The organism is Rahnella sp. BCC 1045 (assembly GCF_019049615.1).
Taxonomy (GTDB): domain Bacteria; phylum Pseudomonadota; class Gammaproteobacteria; order Enterobacterales; family Enterobacteriaceae; genus Rahnella; species Rahnella contaminans.
The window spans coordinates 65553-86883 of sequence record NZ_JAFMOZ010000143.1; the positions used below are offsets into that span (position 1 = coordinate 65553).

The window sequence follows — 21331 nt, forward strand, 5'->3', positions numbered from 1 at the left end:
AAATATTGCGGTTAATATGAATAATGTTGCAGACTGCCGTTTTGTTGAGCAAAATGCGTCAGCACTGGGGATATAACCATAGAAACTGCACAGCACATCGTAAAAAAACAAGAGCGCCGCAGCGAGATAACTATTTGACGCGACTAAAAATTAACTATGTTCTGATGGGGATTGCCGCCCTGTTGCTGGCTCTGGCCTTATGGCCTGCCGTCCCGTGGCACAGAGGCGAAGGCGACCAGTTGGATCAGATAAAATCCCGTGGAGAATTGCGCGTAAGCACGCTCAATTCTCCACTGACTTTTATGGACTCCCCGGAAGGAAATCTCGGCTTCGATTACGAACTGGCTAAACGCTTCGCAGATTATCTGGGCGTAAAGCTGGTGGTGAATCAGCACACCACGATCGAGTCCATGTTCGACGATCTGGACAACAACAAAACCGACATGCTGGCTTCCGGGCTGGTGTATAACAATACGCGCCTGAAAAACTACCGTGCCGGGCCGGAATACTATTCCGTTTCTCAGCAACTGGTTTACCGGCAGGGAGCCGCGCGCCCGAAAAGTTTTGCGGATGTAAAAGGTACGCTGGTGGTTTCCGCCGGCAGTGCGCACATCCTGACGCTGGAAGCTGCCGCCAAAAAATACCCCAATCTGACGTGGACCACGACGGACAAACTTTCGCCGCGCGATCTGTTACAACAGGTTGAGAACGGCAAACTGGATTACACGCTGGGAGATTCCGTCACCATCGCACTGATGCAGCGCGTTTATCCGCGTCTGGCCGTGGCTTTTGATGCCACGGAAGATGAGCCGGTGACCTGGTATTACCGCAAGGAACCGGATGACGACAGCCTTTCTGCGGCGATGCTGGACTTTTTCAGCCAGATTTCCGAAGACGGTACGCTGGAGAAACTTGAGGAGAAATACCTCGGGCACGTCGGCGATTTTGATTATGTCGATACGCGAACTTTCCTGAACGCCATCGACAGTACGCTGCCGGTTTTGCAACCGCTGTTTGAAAAATACGCGGATAAAATTGACTGGCGGCTGCTGGCGGCGATTGCCTATCAGGAATCCCATTGGGATCCGCAGGCAAAATCTCCGACCGGCGTGCGCGGCGTGATGATGCTGACTCGCACCACAGCGGATGGCCTGAATGTCGATGACCGGACCGATGCCGAGCAAAGTATTCGCGGAGGCGCTCTGTATCTGTCGCACCTGATGGATAAGATGCCGGAATCGATTCCCGAAGATGAACGGATCTGGTTTGCGCTGGCAGCATACAACATGGGTTACAGCCACATGCTCGACGCCCGTAAGCTGACGGCGCAGCAAAAAGCCAATCCGGACAGCTGGGCCGATGTGAAGCAGCGTCTGCCGATGCTCAACCAGAAGCGCTATTTCAGCCGCACAACGTATGGCTACGCGCGCGGCACGCAGGCGTACAATTATGTGGAAAACATCCGCCGCTATCAGCTCAGTCTGGTCGGGTATCTGATGGAGAAAGAGAAGCAACAGGCGCAGAAAGCGGCGTTGCAGGCTCAGCTGGGCCAGGGTTATCCGGTCGTGGACGCAAAAGAAGCCCTGGCGCCGTAGCATTTATAGCAACGAGCGGGCTTATTCTTCAGAGGTATTACCGGCTTGCGCAGCGCGCTCTGCCAGCCGCAGCGCCTTTTTCTGGTTGCGGCGTAAACGAAAGAACGCGCTCAGCTGTTCGGAACATTCTTCCGCTAAGACGCCCGGCAGAATTTCCACTCGATGATTCATGCCCGGATGGCGCAAAACGTCCAGCAGGGAACCGGCGGCACCGGTTTTGGCATCCGCTGCGCCATACACCACGCGACGGATACGGCTGTGGATCATCGCCCCTGCGCACATAACGCAAGGCTCAAGCGTGACGTACAGCGTGGCATCCAGCAGACGGTAATTTTGTACAGCACTTCCGCCGAGGCGCAGCGCCATAATTTCCGCATGCGCAGTCGGATCATGATGCCCGATAGACCGGTTCCAGCCTTCGCCAATCACCTGTTTATCCAAAACCAGCACAGCGCCCACCGGCACTTCGCCTTCATCCTGCGCTTTCAGCGCCAGATTCATGGCATATCGCATCCAGTGTTCGTGTTCTTTCATTTCTGCTAATCCGTTACCCAACTCTGCGTCCGACACTTCAACCTCAATCTCTTTTTAGCGGCCAGCAGTATACCTGCGTCATCCCAATGCAAACAGGCCGGAAACCGGCCTGTTTTAGAATGATAGTTAAGACGAAGGTCCGGCGGCGGAATTATTCCAGTTGCTGGAGTTCGCCCAGCTTGCTGACGCGAAAGCGGTGCTCGCAGAAAAACAGCAGCGGGTTGTCCTGTTTGCTGTCGCTGTAGCCACTGTAAAGTTTCAGCGGAGAACCGATGCGGCGTTCAAGCTGAACCACTTTCTCCTCACCCAGGCAGCGCAGTGGCAGCACCCAGCCGCCTTTACCGCGCGCAATGCGGCTGCCCACCAGACGCACTTTTGGCAGAAACAGCGACGCGTTATACACCTGCTGAACCAGATTTTCCGGCGATCCGGTGATCAGCCACACTTCGGTATCATCACTGTCGAGGTATTCACGCAGCCGCCGCTGTACAACCGGGAACTCCACCACTTTGTGGCGAAACGCGGTGACAAACTGCAATTCCAGCGCTTTAAGCCGGGCTTCGCTGTGACCAAAAGTGATCGACCAAAGCAGCAAACTCATCGGCCAGCGCGCGGCCCGCCCGTGCATCAGCAATCCAATCGCCACCAGCGGCAAGACCGGGATCACCAGAATCAGGTTCTGCGGCATCCGCCGGAGCAAAAACCGCAAAAAACTCCCGAACATGTCCTGCTGGTGCAGTGTTCCATCAAGATCAAAAAACACGACCCGTCGATCAGGCTTCGTACTCAATCCGTTACTCCTCGGGATCGTTGAACCCCATCAGCCAGGTAAAAATAAAACCAGCCAATACCGTAATGACTAAACCGGCGAGATACAACATGACTTTGCCGGAAATAATGGTCAGCGCCAGCGGCAATCCGGAAATACCAAAAGTGATCACCGTCGCGACTTTCCAGTAACAGATTAGCGCACCGCCGACCGCGCCGCCTAAACAGGCACCGATAAAAGGCCGCCCCAGCGGTAATGTCACCCCGAAAATCAGCGGTTCGCCGATACCTAAAATACCGACCGGCAGCGCGCCTTTAATCACTTTTTTCAGCCGCGCATTGCGGGTTTTCATGTATACCGCCATGGCCGCCCCAACCTGCCCGACGCCTGCCATCGCCAGAATAGGCAGTAACGGGTTAGAACCGTGCGCCTGAATCAGTTCAACGTGGATCGGCACAAGCCCCTGATGTAACCCCGACAAGACCAGCGGCAGGAAAGCGCCCGCCAGCACTGCGCCAACCAGCAAACCGCCTTTATCTATCGCGATATTAACGCCGTGCGCGATGCCGTCAGAAATGAAACCGCCGATCGGTTGCAGGATGACAATAGCGAGCGTGGCAGTAATCAGCGTGGTAATCAGCGGATTCAGGATCAGCTCCACCGATTCCGGCAGTAAATTACGCAGCCGTTTTTCAAGCCAGCACATCAGGGCTACCACTAAAAGCACGGCAATTACTCCGCCGCGTCCCGGCTGCAACGTTTCGCCAAACAGCGTAATTTGCGCCAGCGCCGGGCTGGAGAGAATGCCGGCCATTACGCCGCCCATCGCCTGTGAACCGCCGAACACGCGGGCCGCATTCACGCCCACGAGAATATTCATGATGGCGAAAACCGCGCCGCCAAAAATCGCTAACAGCCCGAGAATATTCGGGAAATCCGTGGCAATGGAACCGGCAATATCTGGCCGCTTGAGCAGGTTGATAATGCCCATGATCAGCCCCGACGCGATAAAGGCCGGTATCAGCGGAATAAAGACATCAGCCAGTTTGCGCAGCGCCCCGCTCATCGGCGCGGAGTATTTGGCTTTCGCGCTGGCTTTGTTACGCGCGATATCATTCTGAACCGGCGCATCGGTGGTTCTGAGCAATGTGCGCATGGCATCCACGACTTTCGCCGCCGCACCCGGCCCGACGATAAACTGATGCTGATCCCCCTGCTTAAGGTAGCCTTTAATGCCTTCCAGTGTTTTCAGGCGGGTCAGATCCAGACGCGCGTCGTCATGCACTTCCACACGTACGCGGGTCATGCAGTTTTCCAGTTTACTGATATTTCCTTCGCCGCCGACACCCTGCAAAATCTGTGAAGCCAAGAGATTCGTTTTATCCATCGCCATGCTTTTCTCTCCGTATTATTCCGCCAGAGCAGCGCGCAGGAATCCATTATGGTGACTCAGGCGTGCCTTCGCCTCGGACGCATCAATACCTGCCAGCAGCATCAGGATAGCCGGTTTAACGTCGAAACCGGTTTGCGATAATGCCTGTTCAGCGTCTGCGCGCGAGGCTCCGGTGGCTTCCACCACAATGCGGCAGGCGCGGTCGACGAGCTTCACGTTGGTGGCTTTTACATCGACCATCAGGTTCTGGTAAACCTTGCCGGTTTTAACCATCGCACCGGTCGAAATCATATTCAGCACCAGTTTTTGCGCCGTGCCGGATTTCAGACGGGTCGAACCGGTCAGGGCTTCCGGGCCAACCACCGGTGAAATTTCGATGTTTGCCTCGCGGGCAATCGGGGAATCCGGGTTACAGGAAATGGCGACCGTCGCGCATCCCAGGTCCGTTGCGTAGCGCAGTGCGCCAATCACGTAAGGTGTGCGGCCGCTGGCAGCAAGCCCGACGACGGTATCTTTGTCCGTAAGATTGAGGTTTTTTAAATCTTCAACGCCCAACGTTTTGCTGTCTTCCGCACCTTCCACGGCTTTCAGCATCGCGCCAGGGCCGCCGGCAATCAGCCCGACGACCATCCCGTGCGGCACGCCAAAAGTCGGCGGACATTCAGATGCATCGAGAACGCCGAGGCGGCCACTGGTTCCGGCACCGAGATAAATCAACCGGCCACCGGCTTTAAAAGAGGCCGCCGCGCTGTCTACCGCTTTCGCAATTTCCGGTAAAACTTTCTGAATCGCTTCCGGCACTTTACGATCCTGCTGGTTGAAGCAGGTCACCAGCTCAAGCGTGGACATCTCATCCAGATTCATGGTTTCCGGGTTACGTGTTTCTGAAACAAGGGTTCCCAGGTTAGCGTTATGGCTCATGATGTTCTCCTGAATATTTAATTCAAATTAGTTACGTGATATTTGAATATTTTATTCATCATTGCGAGGAATATTTGCTATTTTAGATAACATAATCCGTAAAACGTGATGTCAGTATTCAGAGAGGCTGGGAAAAACCACCATGAGCTGCATGATCCGCATCCGCCAGCTTTACCCGACACTGGCACAAAATGACCGAAAACTGGCTGACTTTTTACTGGCGGAGCCGGAACAGGCGCGCCATCTAAGTTCACAAAAACTGGCTGAAATGGCCGGTGTCAGCCAGTCCGGCGTGGTGAAATTCGCTCAGAAGCTGGGCTACAAAGGCTTCCCCGCGCTGAAACTGGCCATGAGTGAATCGCTGGCATCCCCCAATAACAGTGAGCCGGTTACCGTCCATAATCAGATTCTGAGTACGGACAGCCTGCACGTTGTGGGGGAAAAGCTGCTGGCCGAAAAGCAGTCTGCGCTGCGTGCTACGCTGGATATCAACAGCGAGCCGCGTCTGCAAATAGCCCTTTCAATGCTGACAGATGCCAGAAAAATTGTGCTGACGGGCATCGGCGCGTCAGGGCTGGTCGCGAGAGATCTGGCGTATAAATTGCTGAAAATCGGCGTCACAGCCATCGCGGAATCCGATACGCACGTGCTGATTGCCACCGTTCAGGCACTGTCAAAAGACGATTTATTGCTGGCGATTTCTTCCAGCGGTGAGCGCAGTGAAATCAATCTGGCGGCACGGGTGGCGAAAGAGAGCGGCGCAAAAGTGCTGGCACTGACCGGCTTCTCGCCAAATTCATTGCAGCAGCAGGCTGACCATTGCCTGTATACGGTCGCCGAATTACCGGCAACGCGCGGCGCGGCGCTTTCGGCTACCACCGCGCAATCTTCCCTGACGGATTTACTGTTTGTTGCACTGGTTCAGCAGGATACAGAGCATGCGCCGGAACGGATCCGCCACAGCGAAGAGCTGGTAAAAAAGCTGGTTTGATCAGGATCATTTGAGATGTGGAAAGGCGCGGGTGCGGATCCTACGCCAGCGCAATTCTGCTATACTGCGCGCCCTGATTATTGACGATACGAGAAAGACTATGGCCCTGCTGATCACACACAAATGCATAAATTGCGATATGTGCGAACCGGAGTGCCCGAATCAGGCGATCTCGATGGGCAATGAGATCTATGAAATCGACAGCGATCGCTGTACGGAATGTATCGGTCATTACGATAAACCGACCTGTCAGAGTGTCTGCCCGATCGACAATACGATCATCATCAATCCAGCACATAAAGAAACCAACGAAGAGCTGTGGGATAAATTCGTGGTACTGCATCACACCGTATAATTCACGGCGTGATGCACTGAATTAATTTTCGATAATTACGGTTGCACAGGCATAACGGCGTTCATCAGCCAGCGTGACATGCACCGATTTCACGCCCATTTCTGCCGCCATTTCCGCTGCGCGCGCATGGAATACCAGCCCCGGTTTCCCGAGACTGTCATTGACCACTTCAAACTGCTCAAACGCCAGACCGTTGCGGATCCCGGTTCCCAGCGCTTTTGCTGCTGCTTCTTTGACGGCAAAACGCTTGGCCAGAAAGCGAACCGGCTGCTGATGTTGCTGGTAAACAGCCCATTCATTCGCGCACAGAATACGGCGCGCCAGCCGGTCACCACTGCGTTCAATCACAGCTTCGATACGGGTTATTTCAACGATATCCGTACCTAAACCTAAAATGCTCATTAACGGCGTGCTTCCCGCATCAGGTTTTTCATTTCGCGCACGGCACCAGACAACCCGTCAATCACCGCCTGACCGATAATCGCGTGGCCGATATTCAGCTCATGCATTTCCGGCAGAGCCGCAATCGGCTGCACGTTATGGTAAGTCAGACCGTGGCCCGCATTAACCTTCAGGCCTTTGCCCGCGGCGTACGCTGCACCTTGTTTGATGCGTTCCAGTTCAGCCAGACGCTCAAGATCGGTTTGGGCTTCAGCGTAAGCACCGGTGTGAATTTCAATATAAGGCGCACCGACGGCAACTGCGGCGTCAATCTGACGCAAATCCGGGTCGATAAACAGGGAAACCAGAATGCCCGCTTCGCTGAGACGGGAAACGGCGACTGTCATTTTGTCGAGCTGACCAGCCACGTCCAGCCCGCCTTCGGTGGTCACTTCTTCGCGTTTTTCCGGCACCAGGCAGCAGAAATGCGGCAGAATTTCACAGGCGATCCCGACCATTTCATCGGTCACGGCCATTTCCAGATTCATACGGGTCTGGATAGTCTGGCGCAAAAGACGCACATCACGGTCGGTGATATGGCGGCGATCTTCTCGCAGGTGAACAGTAATGCCGTCCGCCCCCGCCTGCTCGGCGATAAACGCAGCCTGGACCGGATCAGGATAAGCCGTACCACGCGCATTACGCAGTGTCGCGATGTGATCAATGTTAACGCCCAACAGCAACTCAGCCATAACAGCTCCAGATTTTTGAATGGATTGATTTAAGAATGGAACAAAAACGTTTTACGCAGTTTACACCTTAGCGGATGTCGGGGTGTAGAGCAGAGTCTGAATTAACCGACAGAATTGTCAGAAGATGAGACGGGCTTTTTAACCTGAAACTGGCGGAACAGCTCACGGCTTTTCAGCGGTTTCCCGCCGAGATACGGCTTCAGCGCCATGCGCGTGAAACGTTTGGCAGCGCGCAAGGTAACGACGTCAAATTCACGGCTGGCGAGGGCTTTTAAATCCCTGCCGGTGAAACTGGAATTGTCGATAACCAGGCTGGCGATAAACCCTTTCTCTTCGCGGTAACGGTAAGTCATGGTGTCACTGACTTCTTCGCCGCTGCCAGCGCAATGCAGAAAATCCACGCCGTAGCCCAGATGGTACAATAGGGATAATTCGAACTGGCGCAGGGCATATTCCGGCGAGCCTGTGGCACCGGCCAGATTTTGCAGGCAATTCAGATAATCGAAGAATAAGGCGGAATAGTTCGCTTCCTGCTCGAGTACGCGGGAAACCAGTTCATTAACGTACAGGCCGCTATAAAGCATCAAACCAGAAAGGGGAAGTGCCAGAGAAACCGGCTCGGCGTTGCGCAGGGTTTTGACTTCTCCCCGCCCGCTCCAGCGAACCAGTAAAGGCGTAAAAGGCTGCAGGCAGCCTTTCAGATTGGACCGGCGGCCACGCGCACCTTTAGCCAGTATGCGTACCCGCCCTTGTCCCTCAGTGAAGAGATCCAGCATCAGGCTGGTTTCACTGTAAGGTCGCCCATGCAAAACAAATGCGCGTTGCCAGCCTTCCATAGGCGCGGACCTTATAAGTCGTCTACATAACCCAGGCTGCGCAATGCACGTTCGTCATCTGCCCAGCCGGATTTGACCTTAACCCATAACTCAAGATGGACTTTCGCTTCGAACATGTTTTCCATGTCCTGGCGGGCTTCGATGCCAATCGTCTTGATTTTAGAGCCTTTGTTACCGATAACCATTTTCTTCTGGCCTTCACGTTCTACCAAAATCAGGCCATTGATATCGTAACCACCACGCTCGTTAGTGACGAAACGTTCGATTTCAACGGTGACTGAATACGGCAGCTCTTCGCCCAGGAAACGCATCAGTTTTTCACGGATGATTTCAGAGGCCATAAAGCGCTGTGAACGGTCGGTAATGTAGTCTTCCGGGAAGTGATGAATCGCTTCCGGCAGACGTTTGCGAACCAGAGCGGCGATGGTGTCTACGTTGGTCCCTTTCTCAGCAGAGATAGGCACGATATCGACGAAGTTCATTTGCTCGCTAAGGAACTGCAAATGCGGCAGTAATTTAGATTTATCGGTGACGTTATCAATCTTGTTGATAGCCAGCAGAACCGGCGATTTCAAATCACGCAGTTTGTTGACGACCATTTCGTCATCAGCAGTCCAGTTTGTGCCTTCAACCACGAAGATCACCAGTTCAACATCACCAATTGAGCTGCTTGCAGCACGGTTCATCAGGCGGTTGATTGCACGTTTTTCTTCGATGTGCAGCCCCGGGGTATCCACGTAAATAGCCTGATATGGCCCTTCAGTATGGATGCCCATGATGCGGTGACGCGTGGTTTGTGGTTTGCGTGAAGTAATGGAGATTTTTTGCCCCAATAATTCATTAAGCAATGTAGATTTGCCGACGTTAGGACGGCCTACGATTGCAACAAAACCACAGTAACTTTTTTCTTCGCTCATTCAAGCTCCAGCTGTATCAGCGCTTGTTCCGCTGCCGCCTGCTCGGCTTTTCGGCGACTTGAACCGGTTCCTACAACCGGCTGGTTCAAGCCACTAACCTGGCAGTGGATGGTAAACTCCTGATCGTGCGCTTCACCGCGAACCTGCACAACCAGATAAGAAGGCAACGGCAGATGGCGACCTTGCAAAAACTCCTGTAAACGGGTTTTTGGGTCTTTCTGCTTATCACCGGGACTGATTTCGTCTAAACGACTACGGTACCAATCGAGAATCAGCTTTTCGACGGTCTGGATATCACTGTCCAGGAACACGCCGCCAATGAGTGCCTCCACCGTATCCGCGAGAATTGACTCACGGCGGAAACCACCACTTTTCAATTCGCCCGGCCCTAAACGCAGGCATTCGCCGAGATCGAATTCACGTGCCATTTCAGCTAACGTATTTCCGCGTACCAGCGTGGCACGCATACGACTCATATCGCCCTCGTCTACGCGAGGAAAGCGATGGTACAAAGCGTTAGCAATTACATAACTAAGAATTGAGTCACCCAGGAACTCTAAACGCTCATTGTGCTTACTGCTGGCGCTGCGGTGAGTCAGTGCCTGCAATAAAAGCTCCTGCTGTTGAAAAGTGTAGCCCAGCTTCCGCTGAAGCCTGTTTATTACAATGGGATTCATGAGTTACCAATAGATCAAGAATGCGTCAAAAACTTCAGCATACGGAACAGGCCTGCTTCGCCCTAAGCCAATCCAAAGCTGTTTCGTTTGCAGTGGCTCCCTCTGTTCTTTTGTGTTTTTGTTCTTTTCAAAGAAAAACTAAAAATCAGGGGGCCAACTTTTATCGCCCGAAAGGATATTCTACAACGGGTGAAAATATAATGCTGCGCTAATATAGCCGCCAAAACAGAAGTTGCAGGAGCCAGAGCTTCCTGCAACTTGAATTATCGGGCTGCTGACGCCAGCAGATTAATGAATCCCACCAATACGGCTTAAACGAACACCGGTCGGCCATTCACCTTCCTGCTTTTTAAAGCTCATCCAGATTGCAGAGGCTCTGCCCACTAAATTCTGCTCTGGCACGAAGCCCCAATAACGGCTATCGGCACTGTTATCACGGTTGTCGCCCATCATGAAATAATGGCCGGCCGGAACAACCCAGGTTCCCAGAGGCTGACCCGGTTGCTGATAATACGCACCCAGTTGGTCACGCGCGCCAGGCACGGTCAGAATACGGTGAGTCACATTGCCCAGCGTTTCATTACGTTGCACCAGACGAACGCCGTCCTGCGGAACGTTGCCGGTCGGCGGAGTCTCAAAGAAACCGCTGCTTGCTTCGCCTCCAGAAGACTGGCCGAAAGTCTGTACAAAATCACTGGCTGTGCCCGTGTCGTAAGTCACCGCAAGCGCCGTATTGCAACTCTGTCCATTTTCACAGGCAGGCTGAACGGTCACCTGCTTGCTGAAGGGATCATAGGTTACGCGATCGCCCGGCAGCCCCACTAAACGTTTAATATAGTCAACGCTCGGATCACGTGGGTATTTAAATACCACCACATCGCCACGTTTTGGTTCGCCAGTCGGAATAAGCTTGGTCTGAGTGATCGGATCTTTCAGACCATAGGCGTATTTTTCCACCACAATGAAATCGCCAATCAACAGCGTTGGCATCATTGAACCGGACGGGATCTGGAAGGGTTCATAAATAAATGAACGCACCACGAACACGACTAACAGTACCGGGAATACAGAAGCACAGGTTTCCACCCAGCCTGGCTGCTTCGCGACCTTGCTCAGCGTGACGTCGTCAACTGCACCGCCAGTTTCGGCCTTAATTTTAGCAATTTTCGCCCGACGTGCGGGTGCCAGCTTGAAACGATCAAGGCACCAGATAATCCCTGATACCAGCGTTGCAATCGCCAGAATCAGGGCAAACATGTTAGCCATGCATACTCCCTACAACTCAATTAAGGATTTATTTGCTGTCTTTGCCTACGTGAAGAATGGCCAGGAACGCTTCCTGTGGTAACTCAACGTTACCCACTTGCTTCATACGTTTCTTACCATCTTTCTGTTTCTGCAACAGTTTTTTCTTACGGCTTACGTCACCGCCATAACACTTGGCGAGAACGTTTTTACGTAATTGCTTAACCGTCGAACGGGCAATGATGTGAGCACCAATCGCCGCCTGGATTGCAATGTCGAACTGCTGACGCGGGATTAATTCCTGCATCTTCTCAACCAGCTGGCGTCCACGGAACTGTGAGTTGCCACGGTGAGTGATCAGCGCCAGCGCATCCACACGGTCGCCATTGATTAGAACATCAACACGCACCATGTCAGAAGTCTGGAAACGTTTGAAATTGTAATCAAGAGACGCATAACCGCGCGAAGTGGACTTCAGACGGTCAAAGAAATCGAGCACGACTTCCGCCATTGGAATTTCGTAAGTCAGCGCAACCTGATTGCCGTGATAAACCATATTGGTCTGCACGCCACGTTTCTCAATACATAACGTGATCACGCTGCCCAGATATTCCTGCGGCATCAGCATGTGACATTCGGCGATAGGCTCGCGTAATTCGAGAATGTTGTTCAGCGCAGGCAATTTAGAGGGGCTGTCGACATAAACGGTTTCGTTACCGGTGGTCAGGACTTCATACACTACCGTCGGTGCGGTGGTGATCAGATCCAAATCGTATTCACGTTCCAGACGTTCCTGAATGATTTCCATGTGCAGTAAGCCCAGGAAACCACAGCGGAAGCCGAAGCCCAGCGCGGTAGAACTTTCTGGTTCATAGAACAGGGAGGCGTCGTTCAGGCTGAGTTTACCCAGCGCGTCACGGAAGTTTTCATAATCGTCAGAGCTGACCGGGAACAGGCCGGCATAAACCTGAGGCTTCACTTTCTTGAAACCAGGCAACGCTTTGTCCGCAGGCTGACGCGCTAATGTCAGGGTATCGCCTACCGGCGCGCCCAGGATGTCTTTGATCGCGCAAACCAACCAGCCAACTTCGCCGCAGTTCAGGATGTCTTTATCAACACGTTTAGGCGTGAAAATACCCAGACGATCGGCGTTATACACCTGACCGGTACTCATGACTTTAATTTTGTCGCCTTTTCTCATGGTGCCGTTTTTGATACGCACCAGAGAAACCACGCCAAGGTAGTTATCGAACCAGGAGTCGATGATCAATGCCTGGAGCGGCGCTTCCGGATCACCTTCCGGCGGCGGAACATCACGAACCAGACGTTCCAGCACTTCTGGCACGCCAACACCGGTTTTCGCCGAGCAACGTACCGCGTCGGTCGCATCGATACCCACGATGTCTTCGATTTCCTGTGCAGCACGATCGGGATCAGCGGCTGGCAAATCGATTTTGTTAAGAACCGGAACCACTTCCAGATCCATTTCCATCGCGGTGTAACAGTTTGCCAGGGTCTGCGCTTCTACGCCCTGACCGGCATCGACCACCAACAACGCACCTTCACAGGCGGCCAGAGAACGGGAAACTTCATAAGAGAAGTCAACGTGCCCCGGGGTGTCGATAAAGTTCAGATGATAAACCTGACCGTCTTTCGCTTTGTAATCGAGGGTAACGCTTTGCGCTTTAATGGTGATGCCGCGTTCACGTTCCAGATCCATTGAATCGAGAACCTGCGCTTCCATTTCACGATCGGACAAGCCACCGCAAATTTGAATAATACGGTCTGACAGCGTCGACTTACCGTGGTCAATGTGGGCAATAATGGAGAAATTTCGTATATGCTTCATTATAAAAGTTTTTCTGCCTTGGTATTTCTGAATCATTCGCCATGAACATACAGCGACGGTTTGTAGGTTGGCTGTCTTTCGCCTAAGTCGCAGCATTCTACATGCCAGCACTGGGAAAACCTAGTCTCGGCACACCCTAACTCCAGATTATGCGAGCTTTCCCATCAGGAAGAGGTCAACTTTTCATTTATTTTCATTTGTCGCCTCTTTGCGCCTGCCAGCAACGTCCATTAATCCGAGTCCGGAAAATACAAACGCCTTCTGTTTATTTTAGGAAAATGCCCATATACAAAAACAGACACCGCGACTTAATATATTGTTATAAAAAGAAATAACTCTCCCCCAACCTACTTAGGTTTTAATTACTGTCTTCTTTAAACAACTTTTTTATTTTAATTCAATCCGGTCACAAGGTTAGCGATATGATCAATGAAGGGCGGCTGCTCAGTCAGCATGGCTTTGCCAAAGCCAACTCGTGGATCACTCTGGTCCTGTCAGTTCTGTTACTGATCGGCGGCGCGGTGCAAATTGCATTCCTGCTGGCTTTCGGGCATACCGCAGCCGGGCTGCACAGCGTTGTGCTATCTGCTTTGCTCAGCATTGCGCTGGGGATTGTCCTCATCATGCTAAGACGCTTCATCCGTCCACATCAAATCTATCAGCTGCATGAAAACGGTATTTTAGTTATAAGCCAGACGGATAAAAAGAATCGTTTTATTCCGTTCGAAAGGATTATAGATATATATCGTTTCAGAACCGGTAAATATACACGTCGCATTTTAAACACGATGATATTTCGTGAAGAAAATAGCAAAACCTGGCATAGGATCACGCCAAACATTGCTCATTCCGAGCGGTTAATTGAAGTTATTAAAAACGAACAACTGATGTTTCGTGGTCCGTGGGCATTAAATACATTGGCTCAGGGTGGCGATATTCTTTTTACCCGTCTGCTCAATGCCCGCTGCGGATTTAAACGGTTTATCAGCTCTAACCTTCTGGCAACGCACGAAAAACGAATCAGGTTGAGCGCGCTGATGCTGACCACGGATGAAGGGAAAATGGTGCCGGTTGAAGACATTCAGTTTATCAGCGGTGGCAGCAACAGCCCGCTGATTCGATTGCTGGATAAACACGGCAGGATCCTGTTTTCCGTGCACTATACCTCGCTCTCAAGCGCAGATCTTTTCATCGCGCTGATTGAGCATATGATTCAGAACCGTATACCTGTCAGAAACTAAAAATGCCACTGAATCAAAAGAAACAGTGGCATTTATACGCATCATGAATGGAGAGGTTTTAGCTGTCAGCAGAGTAGCGGAATGCATTCGGTGGTAACCCGACCTGCAAGACCACCGGCTGATAACCAGTTTTGCCGTCGACTTTTGCCGCCAGCGCTTTTGCAATCAGGAAGCCCAATCCACCGCCGAGCACAGCACCAATCACTGCATACATATCTTCTTTCAGCAGGGCCTGTAGCAACCCGCCGCCAGCAATGACACCAAACAATGGCGTCATATAAACCAAAAATGCCGAACGAAGAAGGCTTCCCTCGGGGATCCCAAGTTCGACTTTCTGACCCGGTTCCAGACGTTCATTGATGCTGACCTGAAGATTATGCTCGGTTTGTGGCCCTAACTCATTCAATACGCGGGCACCACAACCTGAGCGTGAATGGCAGCTACTGCAACCCGCCTGCGTTTCACAACGCAGCGTTGCAATACCATTTTGCCACGAGATAACTGTGGCCCATTCTTTCATCATGTGATCACCCGTTTTTTTAGTCAAAAGTCATTTTGCGGAGAAGACGATACTGTCAGCAATACGTTTGGCTGTTGAAGGTGGCAATTCTCCGACAACGGTAATTTCATTGCCGTTGCGAATTTCTGTCTGCACCGTTCTGCGCCCCTGCCTGATTAACTGCTCAGAGGGCCCGCTGGTCGTAGAGCTGATATTGACGGAGAAACTGAATAATCCATCAGTATACAGACGTGATTCTATCGTGACGGGCATATTTGGCAAGTTTCTGCGACTGCTTGCCACTTCCGTGACACCCGCCGGAAGCCATTTCACCTGCCAGCTAAATTTCGCCTGCTCGGAAGCAGGTAAAGAAAGCACAGGCGGTAAACTTGCTTTTTCCAAATCAGCCAGCATGCCAATGGCTTGCTTTCCATCATCAAAACTGATGACACGGAACTGCTCCAGTGTTTCACCGTCTCTGTCTAACAGATCAACACGCATAGGCAATTTCGTCTGCTCGTCCACCCAGATGACATAGCTGAAACGCGTACCATCCCGCGAAACAACGCGGATAACCTGACTCAGGCGATCGGCAGCACGGGCGCGACCTACGGCAATAAAGTCGTAGTATTTTGAAAGCAGGGAGAAATCACTGAAAACGATGGAAGGAAGGGAATCAACGATATGATCGCCATCCAGAGTGAAAGGCTGTAACCCGGTCTCAAAGTAGCTGATGTCTTTTCCACGCTGGACAATTTCACGGCGCGGCCCATCCATCAGAACCAGCTGAGCGAGTAAGACTTCCTTCGAGACAGCATGACGATAGCGAAAGGAGTCAATCCCCTGCTTCGTGATGTTGATAAAACCCATTTCATAATTCAGCGACTGGCTGGCTTTACCCATTTCTTGTAATAACGCCTCGGAAGTCGGTTCTGCCGAGGCGATACTTGAAGAAAGCAGGCTGCCCGTCGCTAAACAAACGGCAAACCAAAATTGCTTCATTACTGCGTTTGCGTTCCTAAAGACTGAGTTCCGGGGACCTGAACAGCAGCTTGCTGCGGCGTGATCGGTTCGAGCTGAAGCTGCTCAGAGTGCAAGCGGCGCTGCAGTTCGTAATCCTGCAACATAGCATTGATGCGTTTACGTTGCTCCTGCACATTTTGTTGCCCGCTGGTGGTATTGCCTTCATTTGGCACGCCGAAGCTCACCGGAGAAGCTTTACCCATCATAGGCAACGTATTGAACGCAGGAGTTTCCGGAGAAGCACCCGTTGCGTCAGGCTGATTGTAGTGCTGCACACCCACAATCACGGCCAGAGACACACACGCGGCCACACCAATCTGGGTCAGCTGGCTCGCCCAAGGACGAACTTTGTGCCAGAAAGGCATTTTCTGCCAGGTATGAGGCTGAGGCTGCGATTCTGTAGCAGAACCCGGCACCAGTTTAACCGGCTCGTTTGCCAGCGCTGCGGCCACACGGTCTGCGATATCCAGATGCACCACATTCCCAATATCACCGCGTAAGGTATCGCGGATCAAATGATAACTCTGCCAGCTTTGCTGAAGCTTATTATCCGTTGATAAAGAACTTAACAGTTCTGAATCAATCGCTTCACCATCCATCAGAGCGGAAAGCTTTTCTTTCTGCATGCCTAAGTACCCTTCCTGTGTCCGTCATCTCTAACGCTGGATGAGCGGTTGAACTTTGTTATCAATTGCTTCCCGGGCACGGAATATACGGGATCTAACCGTACCCACCGGACAATCCATGATGGCAGCTATTTCTTCATAGCTCAGCCCATCCAACTCCCTCAAGGTAATCGCCATGCGAAGATCTTCAGGAAGCGCTTCAATAGTACGGAAAACTATCTGTCGTAACTCTTCAGACAACATCAAATTCTCTGGGTTCGAAATTTCTTTCAGGGCACCACCACTTTCGAAGTTTTCGGCTTCATTTGCGTCGACGTCACTTGAAGGCGGACGTCGTCCCTGAGCAACCAGATAATTTTTCGCTGTGTTGACTGCAATACGGTACAACCAGGTATAAAAAGCACTGTCGCCGCGGAAAGATTCCAGCGCGCGATACGCTTTAATAAAAGATTCCTGAACCACGTCAGGCACATCGCCCTGTGGCACATAGCGGGATACAAGGCTCGCTACCTTATGCTGGTAACGAACAACCAGTAAATTGAACGATTTTTGATCACCCTTCTGGACCCGCTCAACCAGAACTTGATCGGCTAACTGCTCGCTCATCCGAGGTAAAATCTCCCCAAAACCATCTCCGCGCTTAAAGTCGTACTGCCAGCTTTCATCATTATATTCCTGAGCAAGTACTGCTTGGAGTTCACATGAAACATAAAGTTCCACATCGCCATTGTTTTTTCTATTGAAGTCTCATGCCCGTGGCTTTTTCACGGAGGTTTAGGCTAACATGAATTTCCCTCTTCTTCTGCAAACATCATACGTTATGCAACCTTCATCTGAATTTGTTAGCGATGTATTGATAATCGGAAGTGGCGCTGCGGGCCTTTCTCTGGCTTTGCGACTTGCAGACCACTGTCACGTCACTGTTCTCAGTAAGGGCCCGCTCAACGAAGGCTCAACGTTTTACGCACAGGGCGGGATCGCCGCCGTTTTCGACGAAGCAGACAGCATTGCCTCACACGTTGATGACACATTAGTTGCCGGCGCTGGCTTATGTGAGAAAGAAGCCGTTGAATTTATCGCCAGCAACGCACGTCACTGTGTACAGTGGTTGATCGACCAGGGTGTACTGTTTGATACCGAAACCAACGAGAGCTCAGAAGAGCGATATCATCTGACTCGCGAAGGCGGTCACAGCCACCGTAGGATCCTGCATGCTGCTGATGCTACAGGTAAAGAAGTAGAGACTACGCTGGTTGGGAAAGCAAGGGCGCACGCCAATATTTGCGTTAAAGAACGCTATAATGCGGTTGATTTAATTACTTCAAGCAAACTCGGATTACCGGGCACACAACGCGTCGTCGGTGCTTATGTCTGGAACCGTGATAAAGAGCACGTGGAAACACTGCGAGCCAAATCGGTTGTGCTGGCCACTGGCGGTGCAGCGAAGGTATATCAGTACACCACGAATCCGGATATATCTTCCGGTGATGGCGTGGCGATGGCGTGGCGTGCAGGCTGTCGTGTGGCCAATCTGGAATTTAATCAGTTTCATCCGACCTGCCTGTATCACCCGCAGGCGCGTAACTTCCTGCTGACTGAAGCTTTGCGTGGCGAAGGTGCTCTGCTCAAACGCCCTGACGGCACACGATTTATGCCTGATTTCGATGCACGTGGCGAACTGGCACCGCGTGATGTAGTGGCGCGGGCAATCGACCATGAAATGAAGCGTCTTGGCGCGGACTGCATGTATCTTGATATCAGCCATCGTCCGCCGGAATTCATCAAGCATCATTTCCCGATGATTGATGAAAAGCTGCAAACACTGGGCATCGACCTGACCAAACAGCCAATTCCGATTGTACCTGCTGCGCATTACACCTGCGGCGGTGTCATGGTGGATCAGCACGGGCGTACCGATCTCGACGGTTTGTATGCGATTGGCGAAGTCAGCTACACCGGTCTGCATGGCGCAAACCGCCTGGCGTCTAACTCACTGCTGGAATGTGTGGTGTATGGGTGGTCTGCGGCGGAGGACATCATTAAGCGCCTGCCTCACGCAAAACTGGCGAAAAACATTCCGCAATGGGATGAAAGCCGGGTGGACAATTCCGATGAGCAGGTGGTCATCCAGCATAACTGGCATGAGCTGCGCCTGTTTATGTGGGACTACGTGGGAATTGTGCGCACGACCAAACGCCTTGAGCGTGCCCTGCGTCGCATCATGACGCTGCAACAGGAAATTGACGAGTATTACGCCAACTTCCGTATTTCTAATAATCTGCTGGAATTGAGAAATCTGGTACTGGTGGCTGAACTCATCGTCCGCAGCGCACTGGAACGTAAAGAAAGCCGCGGGCTGCACTTCACGCTAGATTATCCCGATTTAGAGGAAAACCCTCAGCCGACAATCTTGCAGCCTTAGTCGCTAAAAAGTGCGAAGGAACGCACTTTAAAAGATACAAAATCCGTCAGTAATTCAGATAAAAATCCGCAATCAGCGCGCAGAACGCTTCGCTGTAAATACCTTCAGATTTCCGTAAATCCAGTTCCACTTCCTCTCTCTCAACGGGCTGCTTCGATAACGTCAGTAACAGGCGGTTAAGGGGTTTTCCCGGACGATCGCGCACGGCCATCCGCCATGCGCTGAACCAGCCCTGCTGATGCGCCAGCGCTTCAAATGCCAGGCCAATGTCATAAGGCAGCACAACACTGAATAATCCTTGCGGCGTAATCAGCTTTCCGGCGCATTCAAGCAGCGATGCGTGTGTGAGGGTTTCGGTATAACGGGCCGCATTTCGCGCTTCATCCCGGCAGGCTACCGCCGATTCAAAATAAGGCGGATTGCTGACAATCAGATCATACTCAGCCGGATGCTGCCGTGCATAATCATTAATATCCTGCGCGAATACAGACAGTCGTTGTGTCCAGATAGATTCGCCAAAATTTTCCGCAGCTTGTTCAGCAGCGGCAGGTTCGAGTTCAACGGCATCAATAGCGGTTTGAGGGTCACTACGCTGAGCCAGCATTATGGCAATAAGGCCGCTGCCGCAGCCGATATCCAGAATGCGTTTAGCCCCGCTGACGGGAGCCGTCGCGCCCAGCAGAACACCATCGGTACCAACTTTCATCGCGCAGCGGTCATGCGCGACGAAAAACTGTTTAAAGGTAAACCCGTTGCGCCGCAAAGGCCGGGCCGAACTGACTTCTTTTGCCACTCATTTCACCGTAATTACGCCGGCCATCAGGCCTCTGAACGAAAACTGTCGTAGCATAGGGTAAAGAGATGTGGAGGAAAAGGCACGTAAACCGCTTAAATAGGTGAAGATCGCGTCTAACACGTCTATAATCGGCGCCCCAAGTAGAGGTAGACCATGACTGTAACCACTTTTTCCGAACTCGAACTCGATGAACGCCTGATTGACGCCTTAGGCGACAAAGGCTATAGCCGCCCGACTGTCATACAGGCAGAGGCAATTCCGCCAGCAATGGACGGACGCGATGTGTTGGGTTCGGCTCCTACCGGCACCGGCAAAACCGCGGCATTCCTGTTGCCAGCCTTGCAGCATTTGCTGGATTTCCCGCGTAAGAAATCTGGTCCTCCCCGTATTCTGATCCTCACGCCAACCCGTGAACTTGCCATGCAGGTTGCTGAACAGGCGCGTGAGCTGGCAAAACATACCGATCTGGATATCGCGACGATCACCGGCGGTGTGGCATATATGAACCACGCCGAAGTGTTCAGCGAAAACCAGGATATCGTCGTTGCGACGACCGGCCGTTTGCTGCAATACATCAAAGAAGAAAACTTTGACTGCCGTGCAATTGAAACGCTGATCCTAGACGAAGCCGATCGCATGCTGGACATGGGTTTTGCTCAGGATATCGAAACGATTTCTGCCGAAGCACGCTGGCGTAAACAGACGTTGCTGTTCTCCGCAACGCTGGAAGGGGAAGCCATCCGTGAATTCGCAGAACGCATTCTGACTGAACCGGTAGAAATTGAAGCCGATCCGTCACGCCGCGAGCGCAAAAAAATCCTGCAATGGTATTACCGTGCTGACGATCTGGCGCATAAAACCCAGATGCTCATCCATTTGCTGAAACAGGAAGACGTCACTAAATCAGTGATCTTCGTGCGTAAGCGTGAGCGTGTGCATGAGCTGGTTGCCTGGCTGCGTGAGGCAGGGATTAACTCCTGCTACCTGGAAGGCGAAATGGTACAGGTTAAACGTACCGAAGCCGTGAAACGTATGGTCGAAGATCGCGTTAACGTGCTGGTTGCCACCGATATTGCTGCCCGCGGTCTGGATATTAACGACATCAGCCACGTCTTCAACTTTGACCTGCCGCTGACCGCTGATATCTATTTGCACCGTATCGGCCGTACCGGTCGTGCTGGCCGCAAAGGCACCGCGATCTCCTTTGTGGAAGCGCATGACCATCTGCTGCTCGGTAAAATCGGTCGTTACCTGAACGAACCGCTGAAAGCACGCGTGCTCGAAGGCTTCCGTCCTAAGACCAAAGCACCTAGCGAAAAAGTCACCGGTAAACCCTCGAAGAAAGTGCTGGCGAAACGCAAAGAGAAGCAGAAAGCGGATCAGGAAAAATCAAAGGTGAAAGTGAAAGTTCGCCATCGTGACAGCAAAAACGTTGGTAAGCGCCGCGTTAAACCTGACGCTGCGAAAGACGCATCCAAATAAAGCCTGATTTGATGCAAAGAAAAACCG

At 52.1% G+C, this 21331-nt stretch carries 22 protein-coding genes; 6 read left to right on the plus strand and 16 right to left on the minus strand.

Translation table 11 applies throughout. The annotated features are described in order from the left end of the window. The first annotated feature begins 134 nt into the window (after positions 1-134). On the plus strand, positions 135-1595 hold the full coding sequence (mltF, locus tag J1782_RS23475; RefSeq protein WP_217153990.1) for a membrane-bound lytic murein transglycosylase MltF: 1461 nt from the start codon (positions 135-137) through the stop codon (positions 1593-1595). 21 nt (positions 1596-1616) lie between these two features. Here mltF and tadA read toward each other — a convergent pair whose 3' ends face one another. The 4 genes from tadA to murQ form a co-directional block, all read right to left on the minus strand. Beyond that, entirely contained in the window at positions 1617-2129 is a 513-nt protein-coding gene (gene tadA, locus J1782_RS23480; protein ID WP_217153991.1) for a tRNA adenosine(34) deaminase TadA, read from the minus strand. Positions 2130-2280: 151 nt separating this feature from the next. Continuing rightward, entirely contained in the window at positions 2281-2919 is a 639-nt protein-coding gene (gene yfhb / locus J1782_RS23485; RefSeq protein WP_217153992.1) for a phosphatidylglycerophosphatase C, read from the minus strand. Positions 2920-2923: 4 nt separating this feature from the next. Next, a complete protein-coding gene (locus tag J1782_RS23490) occupies positions 2924-4285 on the minus strand; it encodes a PTS transporter subunit EIIC (protein WP_152328027.1) in 1362 nt (453 codons plus the stop codon). Positions 4286-4306: 21 nt separating this feature from the next. Next, positions 4307-5212, minus strand: coding sequence for an N-acetylmuramic acid 6-phosphate etherase (murQ, locus tag J1782_RS23495; protein ID WP_217153993.1), 906 nt, complete (start codon positions 5210-5212; stop codon positions 4307-4309). A gap of 142 nt (positions 5213-5354) precedes the next feature. Here murQ and J1782_RS23500 point away from each other — a divergent pair, with 142 nt between their 5' ends. Continuing rightward, the gene (locus J1782_RS23500; RefSeq protein ID WP_217153994.1) at positions 5355-6203 is read left to right on the plus strand and encodes a MurR/RpiR family transcriptional regulator; all 849 of its coding nucleotides are present in this window, start codon (positions 5355-5357) and stop codon (positions 6201-6203) included. A 100-nt stretch (positions 6204-6303) separates the two neighbouring features. Next, entirely contained in the window at positions 6304-6558 is a 255-nt protein-coding gene (locus tag J1782_RS23505; RefSeq protein ID WP_101075791.1) for a YfhL family 4Fe-4S dicluster ferredoxin, read from the plus strand. Between the two features lie 21 nt (positions 6559-6579). Here J1782_RS23505 and acpS read toward each other — a convergent pair whose 3' ends face one another. From acpS to lepA, 7 genes are all read right to left on the minus strand, one after another. Beyond that, positions 6580-6960, minus strand: a complete 381-nt coding sequence (gene acpS / locus J1782_RS23510; RefSeq protein ID WP_152327820.1) for a holo-ACP synthase — start codon at positions 6958-6960, stop codon at positions 6580-6582. Further along, complete coding sequence (gene pdxJ / locus J1782_RS23515) at positions 6960-7691, minus strand: pyridoxine 5'-phosphate synthase (RefSeq protein WP_165059255.1); 732 nt, start codon at positions 7689-7691, stop codon at positions 6960-6962. The genes acpS and pdxJ overlap by 1 nt, the downstream gene beginning before the upstream one ends. Before the next feature lie 101 nt (positions 7692-7792). Continuing rightward, the gene (gene recO, locus J1782_RS23520) at positions 7793-8527 is read right to left on the minus strand and encodes a DNA repair protein RecO (RefSeq protein WP_152327818.1); all 735 of its coding nucleotides are present in this window, start codon (positions 8525-8527) and stop codon (positions 7793-7795) included. A gap of 11 nt (positions 8528-8538) precedes the next feature. Continuing rightward, positions 8539-9444 (minus strand): GTPase Era, encoded by a 906-nt coding sequence (gene era, locus J1782_RS23525; RefSeq protein WP_152327817.1) that lies wholly within the window; start codon positions 9442-9444, stop codon positions 8539-8541. After that, the gene (rnc, locus tag J1782_RS23530) at positions 9441-10121 is read right to left on the minus strand and encodes a ribonuclease III (protein WP_013576719.1); all 681 of its coding nucleotides are present in this window, start codon (positions 10119-10121) and stop codon (positions 9441-9443) included. The genes era and rnc overlap by 4 nt, the downstream gene beginning before the upstream one ends. Before the next feature lie 288 nt (positions 10122-10409). Further along, positions 10410-11387, minus strand: a complete 978-nt coding sequence (gene lepB / locus J1782_RS23535; RefSeq protein WP_165059253.1) for a signal peptidase I — start codon at positions 11385-11387, stop codon at positions 10410-10412. 28 nt (positions 11388-11415) lie between these two features. Beyond that, positions 11416-13215: a translation elongation factor 4 gene (lepA, locus tag J1782_RS23540; protein ID WP_152327815.1), complete on the minus strand. Its 1800-nt coding sequence runs from the start codon at positions 13213-13215 to the stop codon at positions 11416-11418. 422 nt (positions 13216-13637) lie between these two features. Here lepA and J1782_RS23545 point away from each other — a divergent pair, with 422 nt between their 5' ends. Beyond that, entirely contained in the window at positions 13638-14456 is an 819-nt protein-coding gene (locus J1782_RS23545; RefSeq protein ID WP_217153995.1) for a hypothetical protein, read from the plus strand. Positions 14457-14514: 58 nt separating this feature from the next. Here the strand turns inward: J1782_RS23545 and rseC are convergent, their stop codons facing one another. From rseC to rpoE, 4 genes are read right to left on the minus strand one after another with little or no spacing between them, the layout of a single operon-like run. Then, on the minus strand, positions 14515-14979 hold the full coding sequence (gene rseC / locus J1782_RS23550; protein ID WP_217153996.1) for a SoxR-reducing system protein RseC: 465 nt from the start codon (positions 14977-14979) through the stop codon (positions 14515-14517). A gap of 27 nt (positions 14980-15006) precedes the next feature. Next, a complete protein-coding gene (gene rseB, locus J1782_RS23555) occupies positions 15007-15957 on the minus strand; it encodes a sigma-E factor regulatory protein RseB (protein ID WP_152327812.1) in 951 nt (316 codons plus the stop codon). Next, positions 15957-16604 carry an anti-sigma-E factor RseA gene (gene rseA, locus J1782_RS23560; protein WP_152327811.1) on the minus strand — a complete coding sequence of 216 codons (648 nt, stop codon included), beginning with the start codon at positions 16602-16604 and terminating at the stop codon, positions 15957-15959. The genes rseB and rseA overlap by 1 nt, the downstream gene beginning before the upstream one ends. A 30-nt stretch (positions 16605-16634) precedes the next feature. Continuing rightward, a complete protein-coding gene (rpoE, locus tag J1782_RS23565) occupies positions 16635-17210 on the minus strand; it encodes an RNA polymerase sigma factor RpoE (RefSeq protein ID WP_101075416.1) in 576 nt (191 codons plus the stop codon). Between the two features lie 214 nt (positions 17211-17424). Between rpoE and nadB the strand changes: the two genes are divergently transcribed. Continuing rightward, positions 17425-19026, plus strand: coding sequence for an L-aspartate oxidase (gene nadB, locus J1782_RS23570; RefSeq protein WP_193333206.1), 1602 nt, complete (start codon positions 17425-17427; stop codon positions 19024-19026). Between the two features lie 46 nt (positions 19027-19072). On the opposite strand, the gene J1782_RS23575 is transcribed toward nadB, so the two are convergent. Then, the gene (locus J1782_RS23575; protein WP_371819822.1) at positions 19073-19819 is read right to left on the minus strand and encodes a tRNA1(Val) (adenine(37)-N6)-methyltransferase; all 747 of its coding nucleotides are present in this window, start codon (positions 19817-19819) and stop codon (positions 19073-19075) included. Between the two features lie 156 nt (positions 19820-19975). Between J1782_RS23575 and srmB the strand changes: the two genes are divergently transcribed. Further along, a complete protein-coding gene (srmB, locus tag J1782_RS23580) occupies positions 19976-21304 on the plus strand; it encodes an ATP-dependent RNA helicase SrmB (RefSeq protein ID WP_095924878.1) in 1329 nt (442 codons plus the stop codon). Positions 21305-21331 lie beyond the last annotated feature (27 nt).